15 protein-coding genes are annotated in these 18488 nt (G+C 72.7%); 7 read left to right on the forward strand and 8 right to left on the reverse strand.

Going from position 1 to position 18488, the window contains the following annotated elements:
* Window positions 1-46 precede the first annotated feature (46 nt).
* Window positions 47-1309, forward strand: coding sequence for a thiolase C-terminal domain-containing protein (locus tag ACTWP8_RS11555; RefSeq protein WP_443322037.1), 1263 nt, complete (start codon window positions 47-49; stop codon window positions 1307-1309).
* A 216-nt stretch (window positions 1310-1525) separates the two neighbouring features.
* Here the strand turns inward: ACTWP8_RS11555 and ACTWP8_RS11560 are convergent, their stop codons facing one another.
* Window positions 1526-1948 (reverse strand): Zn-ribbon domain-containing OB-fold protein, encoded by a 423-nt coding sequence (locus ACTWP8_RS11560; RefSeq protein ID WP_443322038.1) that lies wholly within the window; start codon window positions 1946-1948, stop codon window positions 1526-1528.
* Window positions 1949-2255: 307 nt separating this feature from the next.
* On the opposite strand from ACTWP8_RS11560, the gene ACTWP8_RS11565 reads away from it, so the two are divergent.
* A complete protein-coding gene (locus tag ACTWP8_RS11565; RefSeq protein ID WP_443322039.1) occupies window positions 2256-3539 on the forward strand; it encodes a flavin-containing monooxygenase in 1284 nt (427 codons plus the stop codon).
* Between the two features lie 132 nt (window positions 3540-3671).
* Here the strand turns inward: ACTWP8_RS11565 and ACTWP8_RS11570 are convergent, their stop codons facing one another.
* Window positions 3672-4214: a GNAT family N-acetyltransferase gene (locus ACTWP8_RS11570; RefSeq protein ID WP_443322040.1), complete on the reverse strand. Its 543-nt coding sequence runs from the start codon at window positions 4212-4214 to the stop codon at window positions 3672-3674.
* Between the two features lie 190 nt (window positions 4215-4404).
* Between ACTWP8_RS11570 and ACTWP8_RS11575 the strand changes: the two genes are divergently transcribed.
* The 3 genes from ACTWP8_RS11575 to ACTWP8_RS11585 all read left to right on the forward strand — a co-directional run bounded on the left by ACTWP8_RS11575 (window position 4405) and on the right by ACTWP8_RS11585 (window position 8543).
* The gene (locus ACTWP8_RS11575) at window positions 4405-6633 is read left to right on the forward strand and encodes an acetate--CoA ligase family protein (protein WP_443322041.1); all 2229 of its coding nucleotides are present in this window, start codon (window positions 4405-4407) and stop codon (window positions 6631-6633) included.
* Window positions 6634-6919: 286 nt separating this feature from the next.
* Window positions 6920-7786: an enoyl-CoA hydratase/isomerase family protein gene (locus ACTWP8_RS11580; RefSeq protein WP_443322042.1), complete on the forward strand. Its 867-nt coding sequence runs from the start codon at window positions 6920-6922 to the stop codon at window positions 7784-7786.
* A gap of 52 nt (window positions 7787-7838) precedes the next feature.
* Entirely contained in the window at window positions 7839-8543 is a 705-nt protein-coding gene (locus ACTWP8_RS11585) for a flavin reductase family protein (RefSeq protein WP_443322043.1), read from the forward strand.
* Window positions 8544-8622: 79 nt separating this feature from the next.
* Here the strand turns inward: ACTWP8_RS11585 and ACTWP8_RS11590 are convergent, their stop codons facing one another.
* Window positions 8623-9981: an MFS transporter gene (locus ACTWP8_RS11590; protein WP_443322044.1), complete on the reverse strand. Its 1359-nt coding sequence runs from the start codon at window positions 9979-9981 to the stop codon at window positions 8623-8625.
* A 123-nt stretch (window positions 9982-10104) separates the two neighbouring features.
* Here ACTWP8_RS11590 and ACTWP8_RS11595 point away from each other — a divergent pair, with 123 nt between their 5' ends.
* Complete coding sequence (locus ACTWP8_RS11595; RefSeq protein ID WP_443322045.1) at window positions 10105-11121, forward strand: GlxA family transcriptional regulator; 1017 nt, start codon at window positions 10105-10107, stop codon at window positions 11119-11121.
* A gap of 140 nt (window positions 11122-11261) precedes the next feature.
* On the opposite strand, the gene ACTWP8_RS11600 is transcribed toward ACTWP8_RS11595, so the two are convergent.
* The 4 genes from ACTWP8_RS11600 to ACTWP8_RS11615 all read right to left on the reverse strand — a co-directional run bounded on the left by ACTWP8_RS11600 (window position 11262) and on the right by ACTWP8_RS11615 (window position 16288).
* Window positions 11262-12329, reverse strand: coding sequence for a Zn-dependent alcohol dehydrogenase (locus tag ACTWP8_RS11600; protein ID WP_443322046.1), 1068 nt, complete (start codon window positions 12327-12329; stop codon window positions 11262-11264).
* Window positions 12330-12343: 14 nt separating this feature from the next.
* A complete protein-coding gene (locus tag ACTWP8_RS11605) occupies window positions 12344-13810 on the reverse strand; it encodes an aldehyde dehydrogenase family protein (RefSeq protein WP_443322047.1) in 1467 nt (488 codons plus the stop codon).
* Window positions 13807-15087, reverse strand: coding sequence for an acyl-CoA dehydrogenase family protein (locus ACTWP8_RS11610; RefSeq protein ID WP_443322048.1), 1281 nt, complete (start codon window positions 15085-15087; stop codon window positions 13807-13809). The genes ACTWP8_RS11605 and ACTWP8_RS11610 overlap by 4 nt, the downstream gene beginning before the upstream one ends.
* Before the next feature lie 241 nt (window positions 15088-15328).
* On the reverse strand, window positions 15329-16288 hold the full coding sequence (locus ACTWP8_RS11615) for an SDR family oxidoreductase (protein WP_443322049.1): 960 nt from the start codon (window positions 16286-16288) through the stop codon (window positions 15329-15331).
* 308 nt (window positions 16289-16596) lie between these two features.
* Between ACTWP8_RS11615 and ACTWP8_RS11620 the strand changes: the two genes are divergently transcribed.
* Window positions 16597-17523 carry a cyclase family protein gene (locus ACTWP8_RS11620; protein ID WP_443322050.1) on the forward strand — a complete coding sequence of 309 codons (927 nt, stop codon included), beginning with the start codon at window positions 16597-16599 and terminating at the stop codon, window positions 17521-17523.
* A gap of 273 nt (window positions 17524-17796) precedes the next feature.
* Here ACTWP8_RS11620 and ACTWP8_RS11625 read toward each other — a convergent pair whose 3' ends face one another.
* The gene (locus ACTWP8_RS11625) at window positions 17797-18459 is read right to left on the reverse strand and encodes an ATP-binding protein (protein WP_443322070.1); all 663 of its coding nucleotides are present in this window, start codon (window positions 18457-18459) and stop codon (window positions 17797-17799) included.
* Window positions 18460-18488 lie beyond the last annotated feature (29 nt).

Raw genomic sequence — 18488 nt, forward strand, 5'->3', positions numbered from 1 at the left:
CCGCGCGGGAAGCGGCGCCCCCGTAATCTGATGTACCGTCAGATTCATGCCGAACGCGAACGTGAGCGCAGACGCGGACGCGACCCGCGCGACCCGCGCGATACGCACGACAGCCCCGACCCGTACCGGTAGCGGTACCGGTACCGGTAGCGCCCGCAGGGTCGCCGTCGTCGGCGTCGCCCTCGCGGACTGCGGCCGGGTCGACGAGCTCACGCCGTACGCCCTGCACGCCCAGGCCGCCCGCCGCGCACTCGCCGACTCCGGGCTCGACCGCGCGGTCGTCGACGGCTTCGCGTCGGCGGGCCTCGGCACGCTCGCCCCGGTCGAGGTGGCCGAGTACCTGGGCCTGAGGCCCACCTGGACCGATTCCACAGCGGTCGGCGGCGCCACCTGGGAGGTGATGGCCGCGCACGCCGCGGACGCCATCGTCGCAGGCCACGCCAACGCCGTACTCCTGGTGTACGGCTCCACGGCACGCGCCGACCTCAAGGCGCAGCGGCGCACCGCGAACCTCTCCTTCGGCGCGCGCGGCCCGCTGCAGTTCGAGGTCCCGTACGGCCACACGCTCATCGCCAAGTACGCGATGGCCGCCCGCCGCCATATGCACGAGTACGGCACCACGCTTGAGCAGCTCGCCGAGGTCGCCGTCCAGGCGCGCGCGAACGCCGCCCACAACCCGGCCGCGATGTACCGCGCGCCGATCACGGTCGACGACGTCCTGTCGGGCCCGTTGATCGCCGACCCCTTCACCAAGCTGCACTGCTGCATCCGCTCGGACGGCGGCTGCGCGGTGCTGCTGGCGGCCGAGGAGTACGTACCGGACACGGCGAAGGCGCCGGTGTGGGTGCTGGGCACGGGAACCTCGGTGTCGCACAGCGCCATGTCCGAGTGGGAGGACTTCACGGTCTCGCCTGCGGCGGTGTCCAGCCGCCTCGCCTTCGAGCGGGCCGGGGTCCGGCCGGACGACATCGATCTCGCCGAGATCTACGACGCGTTCACGTACATGACGCTGGTGACCCTTGAGGACCTGGGCTTCTGTGCGAAGGGCGAGGGCGGCGCGTTCGTCGGGAAGGGGCGGCTGCTGCGGGACGGCGACCTGCCGGTCAACACGGACGGCGGCGGCCTGTCCGCCTGCCACCCGGGGATGCGCGGGCTGTTCCTGCTGGTGGAGGCGGTACGGCAGCTGCGCGGCGAGGCGGGCGAAGGCCAGGTCCGCAAGGCGGGCGGCCGGCTCCCGGAACTGGCGGTGGCCTCGGGCACGGGCGGCTGGTTCTGCTCGTCGGGAACGGTCGTCCTGGGCAGCGACTGAGGACCACCGGCGGCGGCGCCGTAGCCGGGGCGCCGTAACGGGGGCGCCGTAGCCGGGGCGCCGTAGCGGGGGGCGCCGTAGCGGGGGGCGCCGTAGCGGGAACGGCCGCCCGGCCCGGATCCCGCACGTACGACCAGCGGTTGCTGAAGGCTGCCGAGTCCCTCGGACTCGCGGTCGCCGCGCCCCGCTGAACTCCTGGCCCTCGCCGGCAAGTTCTCAGCGGTTGCTCTCCGGCGGGACGCCGTGCCGGAAGACGGGTACGGGCGGGTCGCCCCGGAAGTGGACCCGCAGCTCCATGCCGATGCGGAGGTCGGACTCGCCACAGTCGACGATCTCCGTCATCATCCGCGGGCCCTCCGCGAGGTCGACGACCGCCGCGACGTACGGCACCCGGTCGCCGAACGGCGGCAGGTCGTTCCGGTGCACCACCGACCAGGTGTAGAGCGTGGCGCGGCCGCTCGCCTCCTCCCACGAGACGCTCTCGCTCCAACAGCGCGGGCAGAACTCCCGCGGGTAGTGGTGCGCCGTGCCGCAGTCGCCGCAGCGGCGGATGAGCAGCCGGCCCTCGGCGGCCGCGTCCCAGTAGGGCTGGGAGAAGGCATCCGTCTCGGGCAGGTCGTAGCGGGGCGGCACGGTCACGGGAAGAGCCCCCAGGCGCTGTCGAGCCGGCCGGGGCCGATGCGCGGCACGGCGAGCCAGTCGACTCCGCTGAGCCAGATCGTCTGCACGGGGCACACCCCTTCCGAACTTCCTGACGGTGCGTCAGTTCAGTAAGTTCAACGGATCCGGACGGCTTGGCGCAAGGGGTGGCGGAAGGAGCGAGGGTCGGCGGACGGAGCATGGGCGGCGGAAGGCCGGTGAAGGTAGCGGACCGTGATCGATCCGCAACCCATTCGGTATGAGCTCGACCGACGCACGGCAATCGTCCGGTCCTACGCTCACGCCCATGCCCGACATCACCCCCACGACCGCCACGGCTCACACGACCCGGCTGCGCAGTTCTCCCGTGTACGTCATCGGCGCCGGGCCCGGCGGGCTCGCCACCGCGGCCGCGCTGAGCGAGCGCGGCGTACGCACCGTCGTACTGGAGAAGTCCGGGGCGGTGGGCGCCTCGTGGCGCGGGCACTACGACCGGCTGGAGCTGCACACCACGCGCAGGCTGTCCGCCCTGCCCGGCCTGCCGATACCGCGGGCGTACGGGCGGTGGCTCAGCCGGGACGGCGTGGTGCGCTATCTGGAGGAGTACGCGGAGTACCACCGGCTGGAGATCGCCACGGGCGTGGAGGTGACCCGCATCGAGCGGTCCGGCCTCGGGGCGGAGCCGCAGTCCGAGGCGGAGCCCCAGCCTGGTGCACGGTCCGGCCGGCGAACTGGCTCAGGCTCCGGCTCGGGGTCCGACTCCGGCTCGCCCGGGCCTCGCTGGCTGCTGCGGGCGACCGGCGGGCGGGAGCTCGCGGCGGACGCGGTCGTCGTGGCGACCGGCTTCAACCACACCCCGTACGTGCCGGACTGGCCCGGCCGCGACGGCTTCCGCGGAGAGCTGCTGCACGCGGCCCACTACCGGAACGCCGAGCCGTACCGCGGCCGTGACGCTCTGGTCGTCGGCACCGGCAACACGGGTGCCGACATCGCCGTCGACCTCGCCGAAGGCGGCGCGGCGCGCGTGCGGCTGGCGGTGCGCACGGCGCCGCACATCGTGCGCCGTACGACGGCGGGCTGGCCCGCGCAGGCCACCGGCATCCTCGTACGGCGGCTGCCGCGCCGCGCGGTCGACCGGGCGGCACGGACGATGGCCCGTATCTCCGTCCCCGACCTCGGCCCGTACGGGCTGCCCCGCCCGGACACCGGCCTCTACTCCCGGGTCCTGGAGGGCGCGGTCCCGGTCCAGGACGTGGGTCTGATCGCCGCGATCCGGTCCCGGAAGGTCGAACCGGTCGCGGCCGTCGAGTCCTTCGAGGACGACAAGGCGATCCTCGCGGACGGGTCCCTGGTCACTCCGGATGTGGTCATCGCCGCCACGGGCTACCGGCGCGGCCTGGAGGACCTGGTCGGCCACCTGGACGTACTCGACGGCCGCGGCCGCCCCCGCTCCCACGGCCGCCGCCCCGCCACCCCCGGCCTCTACTTCACCGGCTACACCAACCCGATCAGCGGCATGCTCCGCGAACTGGCCATCGACGCCCGCAAGATCGCCCACGCGATCGCACGCGAGGCGGTACTGCGGGGCTGAGGCGGCGCGGCTGATGCGGCGCGGGCTGAAACGGCGGGGCTAAGGCGGCGCGGGTTGATGCGGCACGGCTGAGACGGCACGGGTTGATGCGGCACGGGTTGATGCGGCGCGGGCCGGGCTCCAGGCCGCCGGTCATGGTCGGCACGTCGGGACCCAGAACCGGAGTACGCCGCCGCGCTCGTCCTCCAGGACGCCGCCGCACGCCTCGATGACCTTGCGGGACGCCGCGTTGCCGGTATCGCAGGTGATCAGGGCCGGGTCGACGCCGAGCCGGGCGGCGAGGGGGAGCGCCTCGCGCAGCATGGCGGTGGCGTGGCCGCGGCGCCTGGCGGTGGGGCGGATGTCGTAGCCGATGTGACCGCCGAGCTCCAGCCAGTAGGACGTGAGCCGGTGCCGGATGGCGAGACGGCCGAGATAGGCATCGCCGTCCACGTACCAGAGGGTGGTGCATTCGACGTCGTACTGGAGCAGGCTCCGCGGCCCGTGGGTGAGGCGGAGCCGACCGAGGTACTCCGCGAAGACCCCGGGGTCGTGCCAGGTGAGGCCGTACTCGCGCAAGCTGACGCCGACGCTGGAGTCGTCGTCCGGGCCGCCGCGCCCTTCGGCGCGGAATTCCTCCATGGCGGCGAGGTACGAGGCGTGGACCCGGGCATCCGGGAGTATGAGCTGCGGCACCGGGTGAGTGTGCCGCCGCAGGCGGGGCGGTGGCACCTGGTTTTCCTGCGGGTGGGCGGGAAATGGCTGCAGGACTGTTCCTGACAGTGTGTCAGTTCAAGTAATCTGACAGAGCGTCAGCTATACGCGGAGCTCGACCGGTGGGCGCCGCGCGTCCCAATCGGCCATCGAGCAGGAGCGGGCGAGAACGATGCTTGGATCTACTCACGGCACCCTCACCACTCACTCCCGCCCGGCCCGCGTCGTGGCCTGCGGCGAGCTCCCCAGGTCCATGGTGCACAACGCCTCGGCCCCTGGCGAGGACCTGGACGTCAGCGGGCGCCCGCTGCACGCACCCGTGCCCGACCTGGACCGGTTCTTCCGGCCCGAGTCCGTGGCCGTCGTCGGGGCATCCGACAGCGAGGGCCGGCCCAACACCGGTATCACCCGGCGGCTCATCGACTGGTCCGAGCGGGTCGGCGCCCGCCTGCACCCCGTCAATCCGGGCCGCCCCACCGTCTTCGGCCTGCCCTGCCTCCCTTCCGTCGCCGATCTTCCCGAGCCTGTCGATCTCGCCGTACTGCTCGTCGCCGATCCCTTTCCCGTGATCGAGCAACTCGCCGAGACCAAGGTGAAGTTCGCGGTCGCCTTCGCGTCCGGCTTCGCCGAGACCGGCGAGGACGGAGCCGCCGCCCAGAACCGGCTCGCCGACGCCGTACGGCGCTCCGGCCGCCTGCGCCTGCTCGGCCCCAACACCAACCTCAACGCCTTCGAGGAGTTCCGCGAGGACCTCGAAGGCCCCGCCATCGCCCTCATCACACAGTCCGGTCACCAGGGACGCCCCGTCTTCGCCCTCCAGGAGCTGGGCATACGGCTCTCCCACTGGGCGCCGACGGGCAACGAGGCCGACCTGGAGACGGCCGACTTCATCTCGTACTTCGCCTCACAGCCCGAGATCGGTGCCATCGCCGCATATATGGAAGGGCTCAAGGACGGCCGCGGATTCCTCCTCGCCGCCGACCGGGCCGCCCGGAACAAGGTGCCGGTCGTGGCGGTGAAGGTCGGCCGCACTGAGACCGGAGCCCGGACGGCCGCCTCCCACACCGGCAAGCTCACCGGCGCGGACGAGGTGGTGGACGCGGCGATGCGGCAATTCGGCGTGATACGAGTCGACGGGCTCGACGAACTCCAGGACACGGCCGCGCTCCTCGCCCGAGCCCGCTCGCCGCGCGCCGACGGCGTCGCCGTCTATTCGATCTCGGGCGGCACGGGCGCGCACTTCGCGGACCTCGCCGCGGCCGCGGGCCTGAAGCTGCCCGCCCTCTCCGACGCGAAGCAGGCCGAACTCCACCAGTGGATACCGGAGTACCTCGGCGTCGCCAACCCGGTGGACAGCGGCGGACACCCGGTGGGCGACTGGCGCGGCCGGAAGATCATCGACGCGATCCTCGCCGACCCCGCCGTGGGCGTGCTGATCTGCCCCATCACCGGGCCCTTCCCGCCCATGAGCGACAAGCTGGCGCAGGACCTGGTGGACGCGGCGGAGGCCACGGACAAGCAGGTGTGCGTGGTGTGGGGCTCTCCGGTCGGCACCGAGGACGCCTACCGCACCACCCTCCTCGGCTCCTCCCGCGTCGCCACCTTCCGTACATTCGCCAACTGCATCACCGCCGTCCGCGCCTACCTCGGCCACCACCGGTTCGTATCCGGCTACCGCTCCCCCTTCGACGACGCGCCCCGCACGCTTTCGCCCTCGGCGCGCAAGGCGCAGGGCCTGCTGCGCACCGGCGAGCAGCTCAGCGAGCACGCGGCGAAGCAACTGCTGCGGGCGTACGGCATCCGCGTGCCGCGCGAGCAGCTCGTGACCAGCGCGGCCGCTGCCGTCAGGGCGGCGGGACTGGTCGGCTACCCGGTCGTCATGAAGGCCTCGGCCGCCCAGCTCGCCCACAAGACCGAACTGGGGCTTGTCAGGGTCGGTCTGACCTCGGCCAGCCAGGTCCGGGACGCCTATCGCGAGCTGACGGACATCGCCCGCTTCGAAGGGATCAAGCTGGACGGCGTCCTGGTCTGCCAGATGATCGAGCAGGGCGTGGAAATGGTCGTGGGCATGAGCCACGACAGCCTCTTCGGACCCACTGTGACGGTCGGCCTCGGCGGCGTGCTCGTGGAGGTGCTGCGGGACGCGGCCGTGCGCGTACCGCCGTTCGGCGAGGACCAGGCCCGAGCGATGCTGCGCGAACTGCGCGGCCACGCCCTGCTCGAGGGCGTGCGCGGCTCTCCGCCGACGGACGTCGACGCCCTGGTCGAGGTCGTCCTGCGCGTTCAGCGCATGGCCCTCGAACTGGGCGACGGCCTCGCCGAACTCGACATCAACCCACTGGTCGTACTGCCACGGGGCCAGGGCGCGGTGGCACTCGACGCGCTGGCCGTCTGCCGGTGAGCCGTGCGGCTCGCGCGGCGGGTCCGGCGGCTCCCCTCTCCGCGAGCAGCGGCGAAGCCGCGCTCCCGGAAACGGGGCCCCGCCGAGCGGGCGGGCGGGTCGGCGCGCGGATCGCCGCAGCGCCGGTGGATCCGCGGGTCGGCGCGCCGGGCCTTTCCCGCCCCCCGCGCGGGAAAGACGCGGCACGGCCCGCGGGCCGGTCGCACGCCGCCGTGCGGCGAACTGCCGCGCCGCCGCGGATGCAAGCGGACGCGTCCAACGTCGCCGTACGACAAGGAGCTTCAACATGACTGCCTCCCCCGAGAAGTCCCTGGAGACATTGGTACTGCACGCCACTGACAACGGCGTCTCGTGGATCACGCTGAACCGCCCGGAGGCGATGAACGCCGTCACCTGGGACCAGCGGGAACGCGTCATCGCGCTGCTCGAAGCGGCCTCCGCCGACCCGGACGTGCGGGCGGTCGTCATCACCGGTACGGGCAAGGGATTCTGCGCGGGCGCCGACCTGCGCGGCGGTCCTCCGGGCGGCGGGGCGGCAGGCGGAAGCGCTCCGGGCGGCAGCGACGGCAGCGACGGCGGCGGCGAGCGCGTCGCGGGCGATGTCGCCCGTACGATCCGCCGCGGCGCACAGCGGCTCGTCGCCGCGGTCCTCGACTGCGAGAAGCCGGTCATCGCCGCCGTGAACGGCACCGCCGCAGGCCTCGGCGCGCACCTCGCCTTCGCCTGTGATCTCGTGCTCGCCGCGGAAGCGGCCAAGTTCATCGAGGTGTTCGTGCGGCGCGGGCTCGTCCCGGACGGCGGCGGCGCGTATCTGCTACCCCGGCTCGTCGGTCCGCAGCGCGCCAAGGAGCTCATGTTCTTCGGCGACGCGCTGCCCGCCCCCGCCGCGGAGCACCTGGGCCTGGTCAACCGGGTCGTGCCCGCCCACGACTTGGAGAAGACGGCCCGCGAGTGGGCCGGGCGCCTCGCCGAGGGCCCGACGCGCGCCCTCGCCCTCACCAAGCAGCTGGTCAACGCCTCACTCGACGCCGACCGCGCGGCTGCCTTCGCCGCGGAAGCCGCCGCTCAGGAGATCAACATGACGACCGCCGACGCGCGTGAGGGCGTCGCCGCGTTCGTGGAGCGCCGGCCTCCGAACTACCGCGGACGCTGAGGTTCCGGTCTGGAGCGTCCGGAGCTTCCAATCTGACGGCCCGTCAGGTTCAATGGGGGGCATGATGGGACACGCTGGCATGGCGGCCGCCGCCGTGCGCTATCTGCGCTCGGTCGGTTCGCCGACCTCCGCCGGACGACCGGTCGAACCGCTCCCCCGGCCCGACCTGCGGGCCGTTCGGGAGGACGAGCGGCTGCCCGTCGACCCGGCCGAGTTCCGCCGCGTACTGGGCAACTTCGCGAGCGGGGTCACGGTCATCACGGCCCCCGGCACTGCGGACGAGACCCCTGAGGACGATCGCAACCCTCAGGGCGGTCCGGCGGATCATGAAGGCGACCACGGCCGCCCCGCGGGCTTCGCGTGCCAGTCCTTCGCCTCGCTCTCCCTCGACCCGCCCCTGGTCGCCTTCATGGTCGGCCGGACGTCCACGACCTGGCCGCGCATCGCCCGCGCCGGGGCCTTCTGCGTGAACATCCTGGGCGCGGAACAGGGCGGGCTGTGCCGCGACTTCGCGGTGAGCAGCGACCGGCGCCCCGACAAGTTCGCGGGCGTCGCGTACGACGCCGCGCCGGCGACGGGCTCACCGCGCCTCGCGCGCGTGCCGGCGTGGATCGACTGCACGATCCACGCCGTGCACACCGGCGGCGACCACCTGATCGTCGTGGGCCGCGTCGAGGCGCTGGGCGCGGACGAGGACGCCTCTGCGGCAGGACCGCTGCTCTTCCACCGCGGGGCGTTCGGCGGCTTCACCTCCTGACCGAACCGCCCGTCCGGGCACGGTCGACCGCCCGTCCGGGCACGGTCGACCGCCAAGTCAAGGCGCGATCGACCGCCCGTCAGACCGTTGCCACGCGCGCGTGGTCCGGGCGGCGCCGGATCACCAGCGCCATCAGAGCCGCCGCGGCGCACAGCGCTCCCGAGGTGTACCAGGCCGTGTTGTACGAGCCCGTGACGTCCCGGACCACGCCCGTCAGGAAGGCGACGACGCCCGCTCCGACCTGGTGGGAAGCCAGGACCCAGCCGAAGACGATCGCGCCGTCCTCGCCGAAGTGCTCCCGGCACAGAGCCACCGTGGGCGGCACGGTGGCGACCCAGTCGAGACCGTAGAAGACGATGAAGAACAGCATCGGCGGGTGGACCGAGTCGGCCAGCAGCAGCGGCAGGAACATCAGGGAGACGCCGCGCAGGGCGTAGTAGACGGCGAGCAGCCGCCGTGAGTCGTAGCGGTCGGTGAACCAGCCGGAGGCGACCGTGCCGACGAGGTCGAAGACGCCGATGACGGCGAGGAGGCTCGCGGCCGCGGTGACCGGCATGCCGTGGTCGTGCGCCGCGGGCACGAAGTGGGTGCCGATCAGGCCGTTGGTGGAGGCCCCGCAGATGGCGAAGGTGCCCGCCAGCAGCCAGAAGACCTTGGTGCGGGCCGCCGAGCGCAGCGCGCCGAGGGCGCGCCCCGCGGCTCCGCCCGCCCCCGTTCCCGCCGTCGCGCTCGAAGCCGCGGCCGCACGCTCGGCCTCGTCCTCGTCCCCGGGCCCGGCGCCATAGCGGGTCGTGCCGGCGTCCCGCGGATGGTCCCGCAGCAGCCACAGCACCAGCGGTACGACGGCCAGCGCCGCGAAGGTCACGGCGAGCGTCGCCGTGCGCCAGTCGTAGCGCTCGGCGAGCCAGGCGACGAGCGGCAGGAAGACCAGTTGCCCGGCCGCGCCACCCGCCGTCAGCACGCCCGTGACCAGGCCGCGGCGGGCCACGAACCAGCGGTTCACGACGGTGGCGACGAAGGCCAGCGCCATGGAGCCGGTGCCAAGGCCGACCAGGACGCCCCAGCACAGGACGAGCTGCCAGCTGGCGTTCATGAAGACGGTCAGCCCGCTGCCCGCCGCGACGAGGAGGAGCGCGGCGGTCACGACCTTGCGCATGCCGAAGCGTTCCATCAGCGCGGCGGCGAAGGGCGCGGTCAGGCCGTAGAGCATCAGGTTGATCGAGACGGCCGCCGAGATCGTGCCGCGCGACCAGCCGAACTCCGCGTGCAGCGGGTCGATCAGCACGCTCGGTGCCGCCCGGAAGGACGCCGCACCGACGAGGGCGGTGAAGGAGACGACGGCGACCCACCAGGCGCGGTGGATGCGCGGACCGCGACGGCCTGCGGCCTGGGGGCTGTGGTGGTCTTCACGTGCGGGGAGCTGAGGCGTCTGCGTCACCGGACCAGCATCAGTGGCCCGGCCCCGGTAATCGAGTGGCCCGAAGGACACGGTCCGCTAGGATCGGGCCACCAGGGCCCTCAAAGGGCCCGGCCAGCCGCTGAGGGAGAGGGGGCCGCCGCCATGCCGCAGGAGGCCACGCGCGCGAAGCGCGGCACGCGCCCGCACCGGGTGGCCGTGCTCGTGCTCACCGGAGTCATCCCGTTCGAACTCGGCATCCCCTACCGGATCTTCGGCAAGGCCACGTCCCCCGAGGGGCGCAGCCTCTACGAGGTCGTCACCTGCGCACCTGAGCCCGGCCTGGTCCGTACGGACGCCGACTTCACGATCACCGTCGAACACGGCCCCCAGGCCCTGGCCGAGGCCGACACCGTCGTGATCCCGGCCTCCTACGAGCTGGGCCCTGTCTACGAGGAGGGGAGGCTGACCGAGCCGCTGGCCGCCGCCCTCGCGCGCGTGCGGCCGGGAGCCCGCATGGTGTCCATCTGCACCGGCTCCTACGTGCTGGCGGCCGCGGGGCTGCTCGACGGGCGGCCCGCCACCACCCACTGGCGCAGCACCGACCACTTCCAGCAGCTCTTTCCGCAGGTCAAGGTCGACCCGGACGTGCTGTTCGTGGACGACGGGGACGTGCTCACCTCCGCCGGTGTGGCCTCCGGGATCGACCTGTGCCTGCACATCGTGCGGCGCGACCACGGCACGTCCGTCGCGAACGAGGTCGCGCGCCGCAGCGTGGTGCCGCCGTACCGCGACGGCGGCCAGGCCCAGTACATCCAGCGCCCGGTTCCCGAGCCGCAGCGGGCCACCACGGCAGCCGCCCGAGCCTGGGCGCTGAGCCGGCTCGACCGGCCCATCCAACTGCGTGACATGGCCGAGCAGGAGGCGATGAGCGTACGGACCTTCACCCGGCGGTTCCGGGAGGAGACCGGCGTCAGCCCGGGGCAGTGGCTGCTGCTGCGGCGGGTGGAGCGGGCCCGGCATCTGCTGGAGGAGACGGATCTGCCGGTGGACCGGGTCGCGCGGGACGCGGGCTTCGGCACGGCGCAGTCGCTGCGCCAGCACCTGCAGGCCGCCCTCGGTGTCTCCCCCACCGCGTACCGCCGTACTTTCCGGGCCGCCGCGGCCGCCGCCGGGAGTTGAGCCCCCGGGTGGCCCTGCCCGCCCCTTCCCTTAACCAGAGGCTTCGCCCCCTGGACCCCTCGGGTCTGGGGCCTGGGGCATGGACCCCAGGCCCGCGGCCTGGGGCGGAGGCCCAGTTCCGGGCCCTGGAATTCGGGTCCCTAGAAGGTGAGCACGCCCCGGGCCACGCGCCCGTGGTGCGCGTCGTCCGCGGCCTTGGCGAAGTCCTCCACCGGGTAGGTCTCGGTGACGAGTTCGTCCAGCATCAGCCGCCCCGCGCGATACAGCTCCGCATAGAGGCCGATGTCGCGCTGCGGGCGCGAGGAGCCGTAGCGGCAGCCGAGGATGGACTTGTCGAGATACATCGAGGAGACGAGGAAGGACGCCTCCTCGGTGGCGGGCGGGACGCCGAGCAGCACCGCCTGGCCGTGCCGGTCGAGGAGGTCGACGGCCTGCCGGATGAGCCTGGTGTTGCCCACGCACTCGAAGGCGTGGTCCGCGCCCGTGGGCAGGATCTCCTTCACGGCGGCCGAGGTGTCGGGGACGGCGGAGGCGTCGATGAAGTGCGTCGCGCCGAAGCGGCGGGCCACGGCTCCCTTCGCCGGGTTGGCGTCCACGGCGACGATGGTCAGCGCGCCCGCGATCCGGGCGCCCTGGATCACGTTCAGCCCGATGCCGCCGGTGCCGATGACCAGCACCGTATCGCCGCGGTCGACCTTCGCCCGGTTGAGGGCGGCGCCGACGCCGGTCAGCACGCCGCAGCCGATGAGGGCGGCCGAGGTGAGTGGAATATCCGGGTGGATCCTGACCGCCTGGACCGCTTTGACGACCGTGCGCTCGGCGAACGCGGAGTTGGAGGCGAAGTTGTGGAGGGGCCGCCCGCCGCGCGAGAAAGGCCGGCCGGGGCGGCCGATGGAGGCCCGGCACATGGTGGGGCGGCCGCGGTCGCACTCGGCGCAGGCGCCGCAGTTGGCGAGGGTGGACAGGGCGACGTGGTCGCCGGGCGCCACGTGCCGGACGCCTTGGCCGACCGCCTCGACGATGCCCGCACCCTCGTGGCCGAGCACGACGGGCACGGGGAAGGGGATCGTGCCGTCGACGACGGAGAGGTCGCTGTGGCACAGGCCCGCCGCCCGTATGCCGACCAGCACCTCGCCGGGGCCGGGGTCGCGAACTTCCAGGTCGTCGACGACCTGCGGCTGACGGCCGTCGAAAATGACACCTCTCACGGCTGCTGATCCCTTCAGGATGGCCAGACGACGGACTGGAGCTCGCTGTAGGCGTGCAGGCCGAACGAGCCGCCGTCGCGGCCGACTCCGCTGTCCTTGAATCCGCCGAAGGGCGTCTCGGGGTGGCGCTGCACGGTGTTGATGCCGACGTTCCCGCTGCGCAGCCGGGCGGCGAGCGCCCAGGCGCGGCCCGCGTCGGCGCTGAACACGTAGTCGTAGAGGCCGTACGGGGTGCCGTTGGCGATACGGACCGCGGCGTCCTCGTCGTCGAACGGGATGGCCACCACGACCGGGCCGAACAGCTCCTCCTGCGCGACGGTCATGCCGGGCGTGACGTCGGTGAGGAGCGTGGGGACGACGTAGAAGCCGGTCTTCGTCTCCGGGCGCTCGCCGCCGGCGGCGAGACGGGCGCCCTGGTCGCGCGCTCCCGCGACGTACGCCTCGACGCGATCGCGCTGGGCGGCGGAGATCAGCGGGCCGACGATCGTGGAGTTATCCACAGGGTCCCCGACGGTCAGTGCGGATGCGTAGGGTTGGAGACCGGCGACGACCTTCTCGTACAGCGATCGATGGACGAGGACGCGGGTCGGCGCCGTGCAGATCTGACCGCTGTGGAACGACCAGGTAGAACCGACTGCCCCGATCGCCGACTTGATGACCTTCTCGTCGGCGTCCTCCAGCACGATGGCCGCGCCCTTGCCGCCCAGTTCCATAAGGGTGCGCTTCATCGTCTCGCCTGCGGACCGGGCAATCCGCTTTCCCACGGCAGTCGACCCAGTGAAGCTGATCATGTCGACATCCCGGTGCGCGACCAGCGCCTGACCGGCCGCCGCGCCCGAGCCGGTGACGACGTTGAACGCGCCGTCGGGCAGCCCGGCCTCCTGGAGCAGCGGGCCCAGCTCCAGGCAGCCCAGCGGGTCCTGCGGGGCCGGCTTGGCGACGACCGTGTTGCCCATGGCCAGGGCGGGCGCGACTTTGCCCGCGAGATTGACGATCGGGAAGTTGTAGGAGGTGATGCAGCCGACGACACCCACGGGTCGGCGGACGGCCGCGGCGCCGATGAGCCCGCCGGGCGCGAGCGGGCTCGAGGCGACGGGCTGCGGTGCGAGCGGGATGGTTGCGGGCTCGAGGGCGCCGCGCGCGTAGCGCCGGAAACGGTCGGCGGCGGTGGGGACTTGCATCGTCGAGGCGACGCGCATCGTCGAGCCCGTCTCGGCCTGCAGGAGCGGTACAAGGTCCTTGGCGCGCTCGGTCAGCAGGTCGGCGATGCGGTCGAGCACGGCGGCGCGCTCGCGCGGCTCCGTGCGCGACCACTCCTCGTACGCGGCCCTGGCGGCGGCGACGGCCTCGCCGACCTCCGAGTCGGACGCTTCGGGGGCCTCGCCGACGACCTCCTCGGTCGCCGGGTTGACGACGGGGTAGTGGCCCGTCACCGGTGCCCGCCAGGAGCCGCCGATCCAGTGCTGGTACGTCGTCGTCATCGGGATTCCTTCGGCAAGCCGAGCACACGCTCGGCGATGATGTTGCGCTGGATCTCGTCCGAGCCGCCGTAGATGGTGTCGGCGCGGGAGAAGAGGAACAGGCGCTGCAACGGGTCGAGTTCGTACGGGCGGTCGGCCGACCAGTCCGCAGGGCCGAGCGCTGCCGCCGCGCCGCGCACCTGCATGGCCAGCTCGCCGAGCCGCTGGTGCCAGCCGCCCCACAGCAGCTTGGCGACGCTGGGGGCGCCGGGGCCGGCGGCCGCGCGCCCGGCGGCGGGGCGGTCCCCGGCGGCCTTGCGCCCGGCGGGGCGGTCCCCGGCGGAGGGGTCCCCGGCCGCTGTGCCCAGGGTGCGCAGGGCGTTCCAGCGCATGGTGCGGAGCTCGGCCCACTGGCGCACGAGCCGGTCCCGCAGGACCGGGTCCTGCGCGGCGCCGGTCTCCAGCGCCAGCCGCACGACCTGGTCCAGCTCTTCGGCGAAGCCGATCTGCTGGACCAGGGTGGACACGCCGCGCTCCCACGCGAGGAGGCCCATGGCGACGCGCCAGCCGTTGCCGGGACCACCGACCAGGTGCTCGGCGCGCGCCACCGCGCCGTCGAAGAACACCTCGTTGAACTCGGCGGTGCCGGTCATCTGACGGATCGGCCGGACCTCGATCCGGCCCGGCTGGTCCATCGGCACGAGAAGGAAGGAGAGTCCGTGATGACGTTGTGAGCCGGGCTCCGTCCGGGCGAGGACGAAGCACCAGTCCGCGTGCTGCGCGAGGGAGGTCCAGATCTTCTGGCCGGTGATCCGGTACGTGCCGTCGGCCGGGTCGCGGACCGCCGCCGTCCGGAGCGCGGCGAGGTCGGAGCCCGCGTCTGGCTCGCTGTAGCCCTGGCACCAGAGTTCATCGCCGCGGGCGATGGCGGGCAGGAAACGGTCCCGCTGGGCCGCGTCCCCGTACGCGATCAGCGTGGGCGCGAGCAGGTTCTCGCCGATGTGGCCGACCCGGCCCGGGGCTCCCGCGCGGGCGTACTCCTCGGCCCAGACGACCTGTTGGGTCAGGGTGGCGGCCCGGTTGCCGTAGTCGCCGTAAGTGCGGTCCCAGCCGAGGCCGATCCAGCCGGCGGCGCCGAGCTTGCGCTCCCACGTACGGCGGGTGGCTACGCGCTCGTGCTCGCTGCCGGGGCCGCCGCGGCTGGTGGCGTCGGCGTACGCGCCGACGGGGTGCGCGTCGAACCAAGCGCGCGCCTCGGCGCGGAAGCGCTCGTCCTCGGGCCCGAAGCTGAAGTCCACGCCGCTCTCCCCTCACTCCCCGCGCTCAGCACGGGGGTTGGTCTCCCAGCCGCACGCCCTTGGCAAGCGGGGTAAGGAGGTAAGACCGCACCGGAGGTGCGGTAGCCAGGTGGCCACGTGCCCCTGTGCCCCTGTGCCCAGGTGCACACGTGCCCAGGTGCACACGTGCCCAGGTGCACACGTGCCCAGGTGCACACGTGGCCAGGTGGCCAGGTGGCCAGGTGCGCTCGTCGGCGCAAAGTCACGCGTTGGGACGGTCCTTGCGTGCCGCTGCGGCTGTCATTGCCTCCAGTTGGGCCAGCAGGGGCATGGGGTCCGTCCCCACCGACCCCGGGAGGAAGTCCGCGATCTTCTCCGGGGTCCAGGAGCCCTCCGCGTAGGCGGAGCGCAGTTCTCGCGGCTGGGCCCAGACCGCGATCTTGGGGCCCGCGATCGTGTAGACCTGCCCGGTGATCTTCGCTTCCTTCGCACGTTCGCTGAGCAGGTAGACGACGAGTGCCGCGACGTCCTCGGGCTCGCCGATCTCCTGCAGTTCCATCGGCACGTTGGCCGACATCCGCGTCCGGGCCACCGGCGCCACGCAGTTCGCGGTCACGCCGTACTTGTGGAGCCCGAGCGCCGCGCTGCGCACGAGTGAGATGATTCCGCCCTTGGCCGCCGAGTAGTTGGCCTGGGAGACGCTGCCCTGATGGTTGCCGCTGGTGAAGCCGATCAGCGTGCCGCCGCCCTGCCTGCGCATGACCGCGGATGCGGCTCGGAAGACGGTGAAGGTGCCCTTCAGGTGGGTGGCGACCACCGGGTCCCACTCCTCCTCGCTCATGTTGAAGAGCATCCGCTCGCGCAGAATCCCGGCGACGCACACGACGCCGTCGATCCGCCCGTACCGGGACAGCGCGAGGTCGACGACCCGCTGCCCGCCCGCCATCGTCGAGATGTCGTCGGCTACGGCGACCGCATCTCCCGCTCGTCGCCCACCGCCACCCTCAGCGGAAGCGCTGTGCGCCCCATAATTTCCCGCCTCGATCTCCTTGACCACGGCCTCGGCGACCTCGCTGGCCGGTTCTGCGCCCTCGATCGAGACGCCGTAGTCGTTGACGACGACCTTCGCGCCCGCTGCCGCGCAGGCCAGCGCGACCGCCCGTCCGATGCCGCGACCGGCGCCCGTGACGGCGACGACCTTGCCTGCCAAGAAGTTCCCCACGCCGCGCCCCTTCCCGCAGTTTCTGACGGACCGTTAGATTCTCGGTAGAGGCAGCCGCAAGCACAAGCCCCATACGGCAATCGGCGCTCGACGCTTCGCATGGACCCCCTTTCCGCCACGGAGTACTCGGCATGGACCCCCCGCCACGGAGTACTCGGCATGGACCCCCCGGCACGGAGTACTCGGCATGGACCCCCCGGCATGGGGCAGTCGACATGCGGCACTCGGCATGAGGCGTTTGACACGCGGCACTCGACATTCGGCACTCGACATTCGACATTCGGCGTTCGGCAAGGAGGAGTGAGCCCATGGCACTGCCGCCGGAGTTCCAGGACATCGCCAAGCGTGTGAACAACTGGGGGCGATGGGGCGAGGCCGATGAGATCGGCACGCTCAACCTCATCACCGGGGACGTGGTCCGCGCGGCCGCCGCCACCGTGCGCAGCGGCCGCCGCGTCCCCCTCGCGCTCCCGCTCCAGCAGGACGGCGTGCAGACCGGCATGATCCCCGGCCGGACCAACCCGCTCCACACCATGATCGCCGTCAACCAGCAGATATTCGGCCCCGGTACGGTCGCCACCAGCGACGACACCGTGACCATGGCGCTCCAGGCGGCCACCCACTGGGACGCCCTGACCCATGTCTCGCACTCGGGGCGGATCTACAACGGCCGCCCCGCCGACTCGATCACCGCCCACGGCCGCTCCGCCTTCAGCGGCATCGAGAAGGCCCGCCACATCGCCTCGCGCGGCATCCTGCTGGACGTCGCCCGCACCCTCGGCAAGGACCGCCTCGACGGCGACCACGCCGTCACGCCGGAGGACCTGGAAGCCGCCGAGGAACTGGCGGGCACCCGCGTCCGTGCCGGCGACATCGTGCTCGTACGAACCGGTCAGATCCAGCAGTACCTGTCGGGCGACAAGCACGGGTACGCGTTCCCGTCCCCCGGCCTCTCGGTCCGCTGCCCCGAGTGGTTTCACACCCGCGATGTCGCCGCCGTCGCGAACGACACCCTCACCTTCGAGCTCTTCCCGCCGGAGATCGAGAACCTCTGGCTGGCCGTCCACGCCCTCGACCTCGTCGAAATGGGCATGCTGCAGGGCCAGAACTGGAATCTGGAGGAGCTGTCGGAAGTCTGCGCCGAGGAGCGGCAGTACGCGTTCCTGCTGTCGGCGATGCCCGAGCCGTTCGTCGGCGGGACCGGGGCTCCTGTCGCGCCCGTTGCGATCCTCTGAAGGCCCGCCCAGCCCCTCGGGGTTCAGGCCGGTCGGGTGGCGGCGCGCTCATGCGCACCCCGAGCACGGCACAGCGGACCGCCACCCGGCTCCGGCTGCCCAGGCGGGCCTGCGCTCGCTCACAGCGGCCGCACCGGACCCACGACCCGCACTCGCCAAGGAATCATTGCCAGAAGGCCAGGTCGTCCCTCGACGTCCCCTCGCGACGAATCGCTGCCCCCAAGGGTGATCAAGTGAACACTGGACGTCAACACCTGGTCTGGACTTTGTCGATTATGCCCTATTTGTGACGGCGCATTGCGATTCGTGCACGCCTGTGCCCAACGAGCGCCTCACCGGCTGGACCACCGGCTGCTTCACCGGCTGTTCCACGGACTGCTTCGCCGGCTGAGCCATGGGCTGCCCCACCGGCTTCCGCTCCGCGCGGTCGACTTCGCACCAGATTCTCTTACCGCCGCCTTCCGGGTGCCAGCCCCACCGGTCGGCGAGACCGGTGACCAGCTCCAGGCCGCGCCCGTTGGTGTCGTCACCCTCCGCGTGCCGCGGCTTCGGCGCATGGGCGCTGCGGTCGGCGACCTCGACCCGTACGGTCTCGCATGCGGCCTCGCGGACGATCCCCTTCCCCGTTCCCGTCCCCGCGCGCGCCGTTCCCGAGCCCACCGCTTCCGCGCCCGCCGCTTCCGAGCCCGCCGTCTCCGCGCGCGCCGCCCCGGCCTCCGCTCCCACGTCGGGGAGCTGCATCCGCAGCACGGCCGGACAGCCGGTGTGCACCACGGCGTTGGTGACCAGCTCCGAGATGAGCAGGATCAGTGTCTCGGCGAGCGGTTCATCAGGCCCTATTCCGGACCCGGCGAGCCGCGAACGAGCCCACCTCCGGGCCCGCCCCACCTCCGCGGGGTCGGGCCGCACCTCCAGCTGAACCTGAAGCACCTGCACCTGCACCGCTCACACCATCCGAACCGGCG

The organism is Streptomyces sp. 7N604 (assembly GCF_052245475.1).
GTDB lineage: Bacteria > Actinomycetota > Actinomycetes > Streptomycetales > Streptomycetaceae > Streptomyces.